The organism is Leptolyngbya sp. O-77 (genome assembly GCF_001548395.1).
GTDB lineage: Bacteria > Cyanobacteriota > Cyanobacteriia > Elainellales > Elainellaceae > Thermoleptolyngbya.
This window is the reverse complement of sequence record NZ_AP017367.1, coordinates 605,159-618,603: the sequence shown is the minus strand read 5'-3', so window position 1 is coordinate 618,603 and position 13,445 is coordinate 605,159. Positions and strand designations below refer to the sequence as shown.

The 13,445-nt window shown below is 57.1% G+C and carries 12 protein-coding genes and 1 tRNA gene; 4 read left to right on the top strand and 9 right to left on the bottom strand.

Annotation, left to right across the window (positions count from 1 at the left end):
• Positions 1-407: 407 nt before the first annotated feature.
• Both O77CONTIG1_RS02670 and glsA read right to left on the bottom strand, forming a co-directional pair.
• A complete protein-coding gene (locus O77CONTIG1_RS02670; RefSeq protein ID WP_225894671.1) occupies positions 408-1,109 on the bottom strand; it encodes a fasciclin domain-containing protein in 702 nt (233 codons plus the stop codon).
• A gap of 243 nt (positions 1,110-1,352) precedes the next feature.
• Positions 1,353-2,378, bottom strand: a complete 1,026-nt coding sequence (gene glsA, locus O77CONTIG1_RS02665) for a glutaminase A (protein ID WP_068507842.1) — start codon at positions 2,376-2,378, stop codon at positions 1,353-1,355.
• 136 nt (positions 2,379-2,514) lie between these two features.
• On the opposite strand from glsA, the gene O77CONTIG1_RS02660 reads away from it, so the two are divergent.
• Together O77CONTIG1_RS02660 and O77CONTIG1_RS02655 are read left to right on the top strand one after the other, a co-directional pair.
• A complete protein-coding gene (locus O77CONTIG1_RS02660) occupies positions 2,515-3,384 on the top strand; it encodes an aldose epimerase (RefSeq protein ID WP_068507840.1) in 870 nt (289 codons plus the stop codon).
• 217 nt (positions 3,385-3,601) lie between these two features.
• Positions 3,602-3,673 (top strand) — tRNA-Lys (locus O77CONTIG1_RS02655).
• Positions 3,674-3,708: 35 nt separating this feature from the next.
• Here O77CONTIG1_RS02655 and O77CONTIG1_RS02650 read toward each other — a convergent pair.
• A complete protein-coding gene (locus O77CONTIG1_RS02650) occupies positions 3,709-4,287 on the bottom strand; it encodes a Uma2 family endonuclease (RefSeq protein WP_068507838.1) in 579 nt (192 codons plus the stop codon).
• Between the two features lie 261 nt (positions 4,288-4,548).
• Between O77CONTIG1_RS02650 and fba the strand changes: the two genes are divergently transcribed.
• Positions 4,549-5,628, top strand: coding sequence for a class II fructose-bisphosphate aldolase (gene fba, locus O77CONTIG1_RS02645; protein WP_068507837.1), 1,080 nt, complete (start codon positions 4,549-4,551; stop codon positions 5,626-5,628).
• Between the two features lie 193 nt (positions 5,629-5,821).
• Positions 5,822-6,748 (top strand): DNA-methyltransferase, encoded by a 927-nt coding sequence (locus O77CONTIG1_RS02640; protein ID WP_068507835.1) that lies wholly within the window; start codon positions 5,822-5,824, stop codon positions 6,746-6,748.
• Positions 6,749-6,885: 137 nt separating this feature from the next.
• On the opposite strand, the gene O77CONTIG1_RS02635 is transcribed toward O77CONTIG1_RS02640, so the two are convergent.
• The 6 genes from O77CONTIG1_RS02635 to sppA all read right to left on the bottom strand — a co-directional run bounded on the left by O77CONTIG1_RS02635 (position 6,886) and on the right by sppA (position 13,370).
• Positions 6,886-7,965 carry a TauD/TfdA family dioxygenase gene (locus tag O77CONTIG1_RS02635; protein ID WP_084782073.1) on the bottom strand — a complete coding sequence of 360 codons (1,080 nt, stop codon included), beginning with the start codon at positions 7,963-7,965 and terminating at the stop codon, positions 6,886-6,888.
• A gap of 271 nt (positions 7,966-8,236) precedes the next feature.
• Positions 8,237-8,794 carry a PEP-CTERM sorting domain-containing protein gene (locus O77CONTIG1_RS02630; RefSeq protein WP_068507832.1) on the bottom strand — a complete coding sequence of 186 codons (558 nt, stop codon included), beginning with the start codon at positions 8,792-8,794 and terminating at the stop codon, positions 8,237-8,239.
• A gap of 153 nt (positions 8,795-8,947) precedes the next feature.
• A complete protein-coding gene (cofH, locus tag O77CONTIG1_RS02625; RefSeq protein WP_068507830.1) occupies positions 8,948-10,099 on the bottom strand; it encodes a 7,8-didemethyl-8-hydroxy-5-deazariboflavin synthase subunit CofH in 1,152 nt (383 codons plus the stop codon).
• A 16-nt stretch (positions 10,100-10,115) separates the two neighbouring features.
• Positions 10,116-10,796, bottom strand: a complete 681-nt coding sequence (locus O77CONTIG1_RS02620; protein WP_068515910.1) for an NAD(P)H-dependent oxidoreductase — start codon at positions 10,794-10,796, stop codon at positions 10,116-10,118.
• Between the two features lie 325 nt (positions 10,797-11,121).
• Complete coding sequence (locus O77CONTIG1_RS02615; protein WP_068507827.1) at positions 11,122-11,580, bottom strand: NUDIX domain-containing protein; 459 nt, start codon at positions 11,578-11,580, stop codon at positions 11,122-11,124.
• On the bottom strand, positions 11,580-13,370 hold the full coding sequence (gene sppA, locus O77CONTIG1_RS02610; protein WP_068507825.1) for a signal peptide peptidase SppA: 1,791 nt from the start codon (positions 13,368-13,370) through the stop codon (positions 11,580-11,582). The genes O77CONTIG1_RS02615 and sppA overlap by 1 nt, the downstream gene beginning before the upstream one ends.
• Between the last annotated feature and the right edge of the window lie 75 nt (positions 13,371-13,445).

Below are 13,445 nucleotides of genomic sequence, written 5' to 3'. Positions count from 1 at the left end.
TGGCGGATGACTTGAGGGATGACTTGATTGTAGATCTGACGGTTCAGCATGAATCAACGTGAACTGACGAAAGAGCAGCGTTCTGGCAATGTCCCTCGACGCGACCACCAGCCCGCAGGTGCAACTGCAATCTATAGTGAATCTATAGTGCGATACGACCCCGCTAACCGCAGTCACGATCAACACTATTTCTCAGAATTCTCCAGTCTTACAAAGGCTCGCTGCACCAAAGATAGAAAAGTGCCTAGGACACAAGAAAGTGCCCAACCGCCTGACTGATCTGCCAGGACGCTGGGCACTGGTGCCATGCTTTGGTGTGGAGCGGGGTCGCTGCTCAGCGCAGAGGCGATGCAATGACCCCCCTTAGAGAGAGTAGAAATAGAGAACAGAACGCCTTTATCCCACTATTACAGGTCGAGTCCGGGGGGAATCAGCACCTGATCGATTACGTGGATCACGCCGTTGCTGGCTACGATGTCGGCCTGGATGACGCGAGCGCCGGAGACAGTGACGGTTTCGCCATCCTGGGCGATCGCCACTGAGTTGCCCTCGACCGTTGCCACTTCACCGGGCTGAATCGCATCCGAGGTGACGCTACCGGAAACCACATGATACGCCAGAATTTGCTGCAACACACGCTGGTTTTCGGGCTGTAGCAGTGCTTGCAGGGTTTCTTCGGGCAGCGCCGCAAAGGCTTCATTCGTCGGAGCAAACACCGTAAACGGGCCAGCTTCGTTTAGCGCACTGTCCAGACCTGCTGCTTTGAGGGCAGCTTCTAACGTGCTAAAAGATTCCCCTTCGGACACAATCTGGGTCAACGTGCCCGCTGCCATCGCAGTTGCCCTGTCGGTTCCTGGAGCAACATCCGCCATCGGTATATCAGCAGGCGCTTCTGCACCCGTGACCGTCGCATCAATGACCGTTTCGCCCATCGTCGTCTCGCCAGCCACGGTTTCAGAGACAGCATCGGTCGTGGCGGCAGAGGGCATGACTTCATTCATCGAGGCCATCATCGAGGCCATGCTGGGGTAAGTGTAGGCTACAGTCGCCGTTACAACGCCCAAACCCAGCAGCTTGATCCACTGATTGCGAGTGCTCGTTTGCTTCATGTTCATGGTTACCTCTTTGCGACTAAACGCCTTGCTGAGCAGTCAATCGACAACGCCGCTTATTGCGAAATGTTGCGAAGACTTGCAGACTCGTAGCAGTCTAAAAGCAGCAGACCTCAGAAACCGTCAGCCAGAGGTGGGAGATTTCGCAAAACCGCAAGATCCGCCTCAAGAAGGAAGAAAAATTCAAACAGACGGGATTCAGCGGGAAATATGAGCTTCACGGCTTAACAGGGACGTGAATTATGAATTCTCTTCGGCTAGTGGGATAAGACGCTCTTTTCCTCCTAGCTGCTCCAAAAAGTGATGACAGCCGCGAGACGAGTCAAACAGGTGCAGCCCAAATTCTTGAGAAATGGCTTCGCATACGCGCACGCCGCGCACGCTGTTGCCCCGTTCGTCTAGCGGTGGCGAAAAGACGGCGATGCCAAGCTGGTCGGGCACGACAGCGATAATGCCGCCGCACACGCCGCTCTTGGCGGGCAGCCCCACGCGGTAGGCCCACTCGCCCGCAAAATTGTACATACCGCAGGTATACATGACGCTGAGCATATCGCGCACATAGCCCGCCTCAACCGCGCGATCGCCCGTCATCGGGTTCACGCCCTGGTTGGCCAGCGTCGCCGCCATCACCGCCAGATCGCGGCAGGACACCATCACCGAACACTGCTGGAAGTACAGATCCAGCGCTTCTTCAATGTTCCAGTCCACCATTTTGAAATGGCGCATGAGGTAAGCCATCGCCCGATTGCGATCGCCCGTGGCCCGCTCCGACACATAGGTTGCCACATCCACCACAATGTCGTGACCCACGTAGCGGCGAAACATATCCAGCAGGCGATTGAGCCGTTCCGTCGGGCCGTCGCCAGCAATGAGGCTGGTGGTGGCGATCGCCCCCGCATTCACCATCGGGTTGTAGGGACGCTTCGAGGCCTCATCTAGCACGATCGAATTGAACGCATCACCCGTCGGCTCTACCCCCACCCGCGCCAGCACATAGTCGCGCCCGTGGTCTTCCAGCGCCAACCCCTGCACAAACACTTTAGAAATCGACTGAATCGTAAACAGATGCGCTGCATCGCCCACCTCAAACACCTGCCCATCCGCCGTCACCAGGCAAATGCCAAATAAATGCGGATCTACTTTCGCCAGTTCGGGAATGTAGTCAGCCACTTTGCCCCCGCGCAGTTCGCGACAAGACTGGTGCAAAGACTCCAAAAAAGACTGCACCGCAGCAGCAGAGTGGCAAGCGCCAGCATGGTCAGACATAGCAATCGGGGAAAATTGGATAAACAACAGAAAAAATCAGGACTTGCCAAATCTGAAAAACCCAGAAAATTCTAATAAATTCTGGAGTCTTCGCCAGAGCAGTTCATTATAAAGGTGTCGTTAATTCCCCAAAGCCGTGTTTGAGGTTTCCCAGCACCAAGCCCAATATCTCACCTACACGCTGACCGACTCGGCCACCGATGCTCGCCTGGAGATTGTGCCGGAGCGCGGCGGCATCATCACTCGCTGGAGCGTGCAGGGGCGCGACATTCTCTATCTCGACGAAGCCCGCTTTGCAGACCCCAGCCTCAGCGTGCGCGGCGGCATTCCCATCTTGTTTCCCATCTGCGGCAACCTGCCCAACAATGCTTACACCTGCAACGGCCAGACCTACTTGCTAAAGCAGCACGGCTTTGCCCGCGATCTGCCTTGGCAAGTCACCCACACCGAAGCGCTGGATCGAGCCAGCATCACGCTCAACCTCAGCAGCAGCGACTACACCCGTGCCCTGTATCCCTTCGAGTTTTCGCTGGATTTTACCTACATCCTGGAGGGCAATCGCCTGGTGTTGCAGCAGCAGGTCACCAATTCGGGAAATACCATCATGCCCTTTTCGCTGGGGCTACATCCCTATTTTGCGGTGTCGGACAAGGCGCGGCTGGATTTTGACATTCCTGCGACGCAATATGTAGACCAGCGCACGCAGGAAACCCACGCCTATATGGATGGGTTCGATTTTAGCCAGGATGAAATCGACGTGCTGTTTCGCAAGCTGGCGTTTCAATCTGCCACGGTGGAAGATTTTCGAGAGAACCTGAAGCTACGGCTAGATTTTGACGATCCTTACACGATGCTGGTGTTTTGGACGCTAAAGGGCAAGGACTTTTACTGTCTGGAACCCTGGACGGGGCCGCGCAATGCGCTGAACACGGGCGATCACCTGATCGAGCTAGCTCCGGGCGGCACAGTGCGGACGAGTTTCCGAATCACGGTGCAGTTGTCGTAAAGCAAAGCCTAGCCTGGGGTGGCGTGGCTTTGCTATGGCGTGGCTTTGCTATATGGCGTGGCTTTGCTATAAGGTAGTCGCGAACTCGCAGGACGTACAAAGGGGCGATCGCCCTCGTGCTAACCTGCGCCAAAAAGCGGGCCATATTTTTGGGAAGAACCTCCATTTCTAATGACTGAGGTGATATATTGATTGATCAGTGCCGTTAGCACTGGATGGGTCGCTAGCTCAGCGGTAGAGCACTCGGCTTTTAACCGATTGGTCCTGGGTTCGAATCCCAGGCGACCCATTTTTTTCAAGGCTCTTGCTGCGCGTCTGCCGCTGTCAAGCTGGTGTAGAGGGCGATCGCAGGAGTTCGCTGACCTGAATCACGCAGTCGGGGAAAGACAGCGGGGCGATCGCCTCCTGTTCCGACAGAATTTGTTCTGCACCATAGCCCGCCTCACCAGGGTCTCGAAATACGTACAGGCGACGCTCCTGCACGTCCAGAATCCAATATTCCTGAATGCCCGATCGCCCATATACCGGAACCTTCAGGTCGCGATCGCGGCGCAGCGTGCTGTCTGCCACTTCAATCAGCCAGAAGATTTCCTGCGGTGTGGGGTGGTGATCTTCATAGTCCAGCGGGTCGGGGTGAACCACCGCCACATCTGGCTCTGGCTGAGAAAAATCGCTCAACTGCACCGGGTCTTGGAACCGCAGCAGCGCTCGACCCGCCAGCCGTTGTGACAATACGCGATCAATTCGAGTCACCGCTGCGCTGTGGGCCGTTCCCTTGGCTGCCATTGTATAAAGCTGTCCTTCAATCAGTTCCACCCGCTCGTCGGCAGCCAGGATGCCCGCTTCCACCATGCGGCGATAGTCCTGCACACTGAGCGATCGCAATTCAGGGGCGATCGTCATCGGTTTCACGCTCCTTGTAAACGCGGTAAATCGGCAGCCAGATTAATCCGCAGCCAGACTAATCCGTAGCCCATGTCTCTCTATACAAAAGATAGAATAAGCATTTATACTTAAGAATATTGAGACGGGTTGCAATCGGACGTTTCGCAGCCGACTTGCCGGACGATCTCGCGTCCGGTGATGAAAGTGTCTTAAGATTATCGTAAGCTTTTCTTGTTCAACGCCGAAATTAGCTGAACACACCGACTAGGAGGAACTTCTATGGCGCTCGTGCCTATGCGACTGCTGCTGGATCACGCGGCCGAAAATGGCTACGGTATCCCTGCGTTCAACGTCAACAACATGGAGCAGATCCAGGCCATCATGCAGGCTGCTCACGAGACCGATAGCCCGGTGATTCTGCAAGCTTCTCGTGGCGCTCGCAAATATGCAGGCGAAAACTTCCTGCGTCACCTGATCTTGGCGGCGGTGGAAACCTACCCCCACATCCCCATCGTGATGCACCAGGATCACGGCAACGAGCCTGCGACCTGCTATTCCGCCATCAAGAACGGCTTTACCAGCGTGATGATGGACGGTTCGCTGGAGGCTGATGCCAAAACGCCCGCCAGCTACGACTACAACGTTTCCGTCACCAGCGAAGTGGTGAAAGTGGCCCATGCCATCGGTGTTTCGGTGGAAGGTGAGCTGGGCTGCCTCGGCTCTCTGGAAACGGGCAAAGGCGAAGCCGAAGACGGACATGGCTTTGAAGGCGAGTTGGATCACTCGATGCTGCTGACCGATCCTGACGAAGCCGTAGACTTTGTGGAGCGGACTCAGGTAGACGCGCTGGCCGTTGCCATCGGCACCAGCCACGGAGCCTACAAGTTTACCCGCAAGCCGACGGGCGAAATCCTCGCCATCAGCCGCATTGAAGAAATCCACAGCCGCCTGCCCAACACCCACCTGGTGATGCACGGTTCTTCCTCGGTGCCTGAAGATCTGATCGCCCTGATTAACCAGTATGGCGGCGCAATCCCCGAAACCTACGGCGTGCCCGTGGAAGAAATCCAGAAGGGTATCAAGAGCGGCGTGCGTAAGGTGAACATCGACACCGACAACCGTCTGGCGATCACTGCTGCGGTGCGCGAAGCGCTGGCTGCCAATCCCAAGGAGTTTGACCCCCGCCACTTCCTGAAGCCGTCAATCAAGTATATGCAGAAAGTCTGCGCCGACCGCTATCAGCAGTTCTGGGCAGCGGGCAACGCCAGCAAGATCAAGCAGGTTTCGCTGGAAGAATATGCCGCCAAGTATGCCAAGGGTGAACTGACCCAAGTGGCTAAGAAGGCTGTTTCTGTTTAGTTTTTACTAGTTTTTAACTGGAAATCAAAGGCGATCGCCCCTTTTGGAACTCAACCAATCGGGCATCGCTCTCTACTCAGCCGCTCCTTCGCATTGCAGGGGGCGGCTTTTTGATATCTGCGAAGGCATTTCGAGAAAACATTCCGACCTGCCCCACTGACCCGCTTTGGGGGAATTTCGCTATAAGAAGGGAATGATTCGCAATCCTGCCCCCCAAAATCGCACGCTGCGGCTGACGGATGCCGAGCGATCGCACTTTCGCACCCGCCTGCTGCATCTAGATCGCCCCGCTGGGGTGGATGAACTGCTGAACCGGACGATCTGCCAGGATGTATTTGAGGCGGCGATGTGGTTGCCTCGCGAATTCGTCGATCTGCTGGTACTCGACCCGCCCTATAACCTGAGCAAGCAGTTCAACGGGCAAACCGTCCGGCGGCGATCGCTCTCGGACTATGCCGCCTGGGTGCAGTCGTGGCTGGTGCTGCTGCTGCCCACGCTCAAGCCGACCGCCTCGGTCTATCTCTGTGGCGATTGGCAATCATCCCCCGCCCTCTACGACGTCGCTTCTCAGCACCTCATCATCCGCAATCGCATCACCTGGGAGCGCGAGAAGGGCCGCGCCGCCCGCGCCAACTGGAAAAACTGCTCAGAAGACATCTGGTTTTGCACCGTGTCGCCCGACTATTACTTCAACGCCGAAGCCGTGCGGCTGAAGCGGCGAGTCCTCGCACCCTACACCCAAAACGGCAGCCCCAAAGACTGGCAGCGCCAGCCCGATGGCAACTTCCGCCTGACGGCCGCCTCCAACCTGTGGACAGATTTGACCGTTCCCTTCTGGTCGATGCCCGAAAACACCGACCACCCGACCCAAAAGCCCGAAAAGCTGCTGGCAAAAATTATTCTCGCCAGTTCTCCGCCCGGAGCCATCGTGTTTGATCCGTTTTTGGGTTCCGGCACGACTTCAGTCGTCGCCAAAAAGCTGGATCGGCAGTTTGTCGGCATCGAGCTAGACGAAACCTACGCCTGCTTGGCAGAAAAGCGGCTGGCGCTAGCAGAGGGCGATCGCCGCATCCAGGGCTATGCCGACGGCGTATTTTGGGAACGGAATAGTAGGGGTTAGGGGTTATTGCTCCGCAACGCTAACGCGAGGGGGGTTGGGGATTAGGCAAAATCAGAATATCCGTGCCAAAACCGCCAATCCAAAATCCAAAATCGCCAATCTAAAATCCAGCTCGCGGGTTGGAAAGCAGACAGAAACTACTCGAATGTGGTGCGGATGATGCGTTCGCCGGGGAGCCGATCGACGGCGGAAAGTCCCAAATCGCGCACGACGAAAGACCGTTGCAGCCAGCGATCGCGCCCGTCGTAGCGGGGCACAAAGGACGAGCGGCCGTGAACCGTGCGGCGATTGTCGATGCAGAGCAGGTCGCCCGTGTCGAGCTTGATGCCGCGATAGACCTGGGCGATCGCCTCTCGCAAGGCCGCCAGCGCTGCTTCTGCCTCTGGCGTGGTGGCGGTCATCAGGTCTTCGTCATAGTTCAAAAATGGGTCATTGCGGCGACCATAAAGGACAGGCAAAATGCGGTCGCTCTGCTGCGTGCGATCGCGGTTTCCAAAGGAATAGTCAATCCCGGTGCGATAGAGCGGCTGGAACAGGAGGTCTTGATGCGCCTCCGACAGCAGCGGCAGGGCGTGGGCGACGCTGGCATAGGTGGTTTCGGCCATGTGGTCATGGTCGGGCCGCAGGCAAAACAGCAGCAAAAACTCCGGCGGGTAGGGATGAAACACGGTTTCCCGGTGAAACTGGAGCCGCGTTTGGGAACCCGTAGACACCTGCACATGCTCCGTTCCCTTGACGGGAGCCAGGTTTTGAAATAGATCGCCGTTTTTTTCCTGGATATAAGACACCAGATGCCCCAGGCGGCTGCCGATCATTGCCAGACAGCGCTCGCTGACAAAGGTGGTTTTTTGGGGCGATCGCTCTGCATTGGGCGGCGTGGGAATGCGGTATAGCCCTGGATCGATCGGCAGCCCGCGAATCAGCAAAATACCGTCGCTGTTCGAGCGCACCTGAAACTCCAGGAGCGATCGCCGCACAAAGCGCGGCATCTCGTCTGCCCGCATCTCGCAATCAAACAAAAATTCCTCGGTGTCCTGGTATGGATTGGGCCCCGGTGCCAGAAACAGGTTCATAGTCACCTCGTCAAACTCGCCGCAGTCTACAATTTGCAAGGTTGACAGCGGCGCGGCCGGGCTTGGCAAAAGGGCGTGCAGAGATGCCTGCTGTGAAGATGCCTGCTGTGAAGATGCCTGCTGTGAAGATGCCTGAGTCAACATCTCGATTCCTCCTCATCCCTGGGAAGACTATAGCTGCCAGATTGTGGCGATAGCGGTTCAGCCGCAACAGTTCTGCTCTAATCGGCCCTGTGCCTCCAGCTTAGCCTTTGCGATTGCCAAGTTTCCAGACTGTAAAAGAGCGCCCAAAAAGCGCCAAAAAAGCACTAAAAAAAGCGCCAAAAAAAGCACCAAAAAGGCGCACCCGATGTTCAGGTACGCCCAGTTGTCAGAACTTTTCCGGGACTTTTCTGGGACTTTTCAAAGCGTATGCTTACACTTCGGTTCGCTTGGCTTGCTTGCGCTTTACCGAATAGCCTGCACCCAGTGCTGCCAGGCTACCCAGAATCGTCATCGGCTCAGGAACCGCAGTACCCGTAGGAGGAACCACTTCGGGCGGATTCTCAGGGTCAAATGCCGTCGGGGCTGTACCATACTGCTTCGCGCTACCGCCGCCGCCGCTAGGGCCAGGGCCGACCGCCTGAAGACGAACTGCAAAGGTCTGGTTCAGAAATTCTTGCACCGTCAGACCCGCCTGGGCAATTTTGAAGGTGGTGGAGGTCAGCAGTCCGCCTGAGGCCCCCACAGTGCCAAACTGAACCGCCATTTCAAACCGTTGACCAATATTGCCACCGACGATGTTGTTGGTGTTCAGAGCAACCTTCGTCACGTCTTGCCCAGTAACGTTGCTGGCCTTCAGCGTGTTGTGGTTGAACGTGCCACCAAAATTGAAGTAGACCGCCAACAGATCGCCAATGTTGTTGGAATCGTTGACCTTGAGTGTGACTTCAACGCCGTCTTCTACGTCTTTTGCGAAGATATCGACGTTCACTGGAGTGCTGCTGCGGGTGCCATCGGAGGCCGAGAAGCTAAGGCTGATTGTATAAAAAGTAATATCATTTATTGCGATGATACTGAATCGCTAAATACAGGATTGCTGCGCTCTTGAGCGGGGCAGTTGAATCAGATGAGTTGGAACTTGAGACTATGGCTCTGGGAAAACAGGCTGATACAGCGTATCTCGCTGCTGAGCAGGGCGATCGCACTGGTGAATTGCCGCCCGTAATTCCTCCACCGTTTTGCAGGTGCCGCCCTGGGCCCCGGCCATGCTAGTGATGTGTTCTTCCATCAGTGTGCCGCCGAGGTCGTTGCAGCCCCAAGTCAGCGCTTCCGTTGCACCGGCCAGCCCCAGCTTGACCCAGCTCGGCTGATGGTTGGCGATCCAGTTTCCCAGAAAAAGGCGAGCCACTGCCGTCAGTTTTAGCGCATCTGCCAGCACGGGCTGGTCGCGTCCCACCCGACGGCGCAGGGGTTTGGGCGCGTCTTGTCCCACAAACGGCAACAGAATGAATTCGGTAATGCCCGTCGCGCCTTGAGAAAGAGAGGCTTGCTGGAGCGATCGCACTTTGCCCAGATGCCGCATCTGCTGTTCCGGCGTTTCGATGTGCCCAGAGAGCATGGTGCTGGTGCTGGGCATCCCCAGGCGGTGGGCAGTGGCGACAATTTCCAGCCACTCGGCGGAAGAGATTTTTTCAGGACAGAGGATTTTTCGCACCTCGTCGTCTAGCACCTCGGCCGCCGTTCCCGGCATGGAGCCAACGCCCGCCTCCTGGAGTGCAGCAATCACCTCAGCATAGCTCAGCCCGTCCTGGCGAGCGATAAACTGTACTTCCTGCGGCGAAAAAGCGTGCAGGTGCAGATGCGGGAACTCGCTCTTGATCAACTGCACCAGTCGGACGTAATAGGGGAGCGATCGCCCCTCAATCTGCGCGTCTGGGTTCAGCCCGCCCTGCATACAGATTTCCGTCGCGCCCTGCTGCACGGCTTCGGCAGCTTTTTCCAAAATTGCGCCCTCATTGAGCCAGTAGGCTCCGGCTTCGTCGGCATCGCGGCGGAAGGCGCAAAAGCTGCAATGCTGCTCGCAAATGTTGGTGTAGTTGATGTTGCGGTTGATTACATAGGTGACAACATCGCCCACCTGGCGCTGCCGCAGTTCGTCGGCGGCCTGGCGGAGAGCGGCGATCGCCCCTGGGTCGGTTTGCCGCAGCAGCACCACGCCCTCCGCCTCGCTCAGGTCTGCCCCGGCCAGCGCCCGCTCTAGGATGTGGCTCACGGTTCCTGGATGGGTCGCTGTCATGGGTATCCTAGCTTGCTTAGTCGATGTAGCGGATGACTTCCTCTAGAGGATAGCGAACCTTGGGGCGGGTGGCCGACTTGTCATCCTCGGCGCGATAGCCCGCCGGACACATCACCACCGACGCATACTCGCCGCCTGCCAGCCCTAGCAGTTCATCTACCTTGGCAGGCGCAAAGCCTTCCATTGGGCAGGTGTCCACGCCCAGCAGGGCCGCCGCTGTCATAAACTGACCGAGGGCAATGTAGGTTTGACGCTTAGCCCACTCGTGCAGATCTAGCGGATAGGGCGGCTTGTCTATAAAGCCTTTGACCATGTTGGCAAAGCCCTGCAAATTCTCAACGCTGGTTTGCTGCACTTCCGCCATGCGAGCAATGTAGCGATCGACATCGGCTGCGTCGGTCTTGACCTTGGCGGCAAACACGACCAGATGCGACGCATCCACCACCTGCGTTTGTCCCCAGGACAGATCTACGATTTGGCGGCGTAGGTCTGGATTGCGAACGACCAAAAATTTCCACGGCTGGAGTCCAAAGGAAGACGGAGCAAGCACGAGGCTCTGCTCTAAAACCTGCCAGGTGGGTTCGGGAATAATTTTGTTCGGGTCAAATTTTTTGGTGGCATAGCGCCATTGAAGCTGCTGAAGCACTGTGTCGGCAGCAACCGGATTCGGAGCAATCGGATCAGCAGAAAGTGTCATAGAAATGGCCTGGTGTGAAGTGGCTTGTAGCAGAAACGCATCTACAGCATTTTCTTGCGGGGTGAGGCACATGCTGCCCTCACGAGGCAAGGGCTTATTGAACATCCGTGTGCCTCACTAGCTTCAAAAATGCTGTAATAGGGTCAGGACTGGCGCAGTTAGCTTTCCTGAACCTCTCTTAAAAGTAGGGAGACTTGCTGGAGAGGGCATTCCCACTAGAAGGCTAAGTTAATATTTGCTTAATAGTTCAACCGTGTAAAGGTTTAGTGCGAAAACATTCTGCAAAGTATTTGCTAAGCTTGCAAACTGTTACGCGCCAAACTCATCAGGCAACCTGGCCGATCGCCCGTAGGGCTGCCCAGGCCCGAGCAGAGCAGTCCTCCTGGCGCAGACTGGCGATCGCCCGCCACTGAATGCCCTTTGGACCCACCTCGGTCGGGTCGCCTTGGAGCATTGCGGGACGTGCGGGCAGCGTGCATTGGTGAATCAGGTGAATGGTGTGCGAGATGGGCGCGTCGGCGTTGGGGAAAAACTGCTCGAACACAGTCAACAGGCGATCGCACTGGAAGTCTTGAATCCCCGTCTCTTCCCACACCTCGCGGCGTAGCCCCGTCAGGATCGGTTCCATCGGCTCTAGCCCACCCCCCGGCAAGTCCCAGCAGTCGGGTTCTGGTGGCGCTACCTGATGCAGCATCAGCACCTCGTCTCCATCCACAAACAGCGCAACGACGGTAACACGCAGCGGGGGCCCTGGGATGCTGGATATCGGCAGAGTGTCCGACACTATTCAACCCTCAGATTATAGAGCAGGCGCATGTAGAGGTTGGCGGGGTCGTCCAGTAGTTTAAAGATTTCCAGGTCAGATTGCAACGCATCGAGGCGATCGCCCAGCAGGGTGCGGCTCCGAGAATCTTCCGGCAGACGGCTCTGCAAATCAGACAAAAACTGTTCGCCGAAGCTGAGGCGCTTGGGATATTCCTCGACTGACCAGTTTTCGAGCTTTGCCTCGGCTGCGGCTGCTTTGAGTGCAGCTTGCAGTCCGCCCAGTTCGTCCACCAATCCGACCCTTTTGGCCGCCACCCCCGACCAGATGCGCCCCTGCCCCACCTGGTTAACCTGTTCCCGCGAGAGGGGACGCGCCGCCGCCACCGTGTCTAGAAACGTGCTGTAGGCTTGCTCGGCCATCCGTTGCAGCAGCGCCATTTCTGCTTCGGTGCGGGGGCGGGAGGTGGTTTCGATGTCGGCATAGCGTCCTGTTTTGACGATCTCCCAGGTGACTCCGTTGCGGTTTGCAAGGGTTTGAAAATTGGGCACGAGTCCAAACACGCCGATGGAGCCTGTGACGGTGTTGGGCGAGGCAAAGACCTTGCTTCCCTGGGCGGCAATGTAGTAGCCGCCGGAAGCCGCAATATTGCCCATCGAGGCGATCACGGGCTTTTCCTTTCGCATTAGTGTGACCTCGCGGGCAATCAGGTCAGAGGCGACTGCACCGCCGCCGGGACTGTTGATCCGCAACACCACGGCTTTGATATCCTTATCTAGCCGCAGATCTCGCAGCAGCTTTACAAAGCGATCGCTCCCGATCTGCCCCGTGCTGCCCGTGCCGCCCACGATGTCGCCGTTGAGATAGACCAGCGCAATGCGATCGCCCCGCTTTTTCTCCGCCGCCACCGCCTCAGCATAGGTGCCCAAACCAACACTGCGAAAGGTCTTGTCGTCTTCCTTGCGATCGGTCAGCTTTTTTAGGTCAGCGAGTACCTCATCGGGATAGGCGACCCGATCGATCAGTCCTGTGGTCTTTGCCTCGGTAGCCATGAGCAGACCGCCACTGTCGGCGATCGCCTGAATTTGCTGCGGCGACAGGTCGCGGTGCTGGCTGGCGGTTGTAATCACTTCAGTCCACAGATCTCGCAGCAGCGCTTCGGTTTGCTGACGCGCTTCGGGGCTGTTGTTCTGGCGGGTAAAGGGTTCTACCGCCGACTTGTAGCGCCCCACCTGAAGCACCTGCACGCCCACGCCAAACCGCTCCAGCGCCCCTGCAAAAAACGCCATCTCCGAGCGCAAGCCGTTCATCTCCAGAACGCCCGCCGGGTTCATCGACAGGTTGGTTGCTGCCGAAGCCAGGTAATAGTCCCGTTCGCTCCAGTTCACGTCATAGGCGTAGATAGGCTTGCCGCTGTCGCGGAAGGTGTCGATCGCCTGTCGCACCTCGCGCAGCGTGGCGTAGCCGGTGGTTGCGGGCAGATTTCCCTCCAGCAACAGCCCCACAATTTTTTTGTCTGCTGCCGCCGCTTCGATCGCCTCTATCGTGGTTCGCAGCGAAACGGGCGGCCGGGTGGCACTACCAGAGAGCGCCTCTTGAAAGACCTGGCCAGGGTTCACCGTGACGGGCGCATCGCTAATGCCCCGATCCAGATTCAGCGTCAGCACAGACTTATCTTCGACTCTGGGGCCTGCGTCGCGACTGGAGAGGGCGATCGCCACCAGCAGCATCACCATCCCGCCCGCGCTCAGCACACCAAATAGCGCCAACCCGGTCAGCGTTGCCAATACATTTTTAAGAAAATCGCGCATAGGAGTGAGGAGCTATATCGATTTTGGATTTTAGATTGGCGATTTTAGAGTGCCAGCTTATTGCCAGTTTCAAGA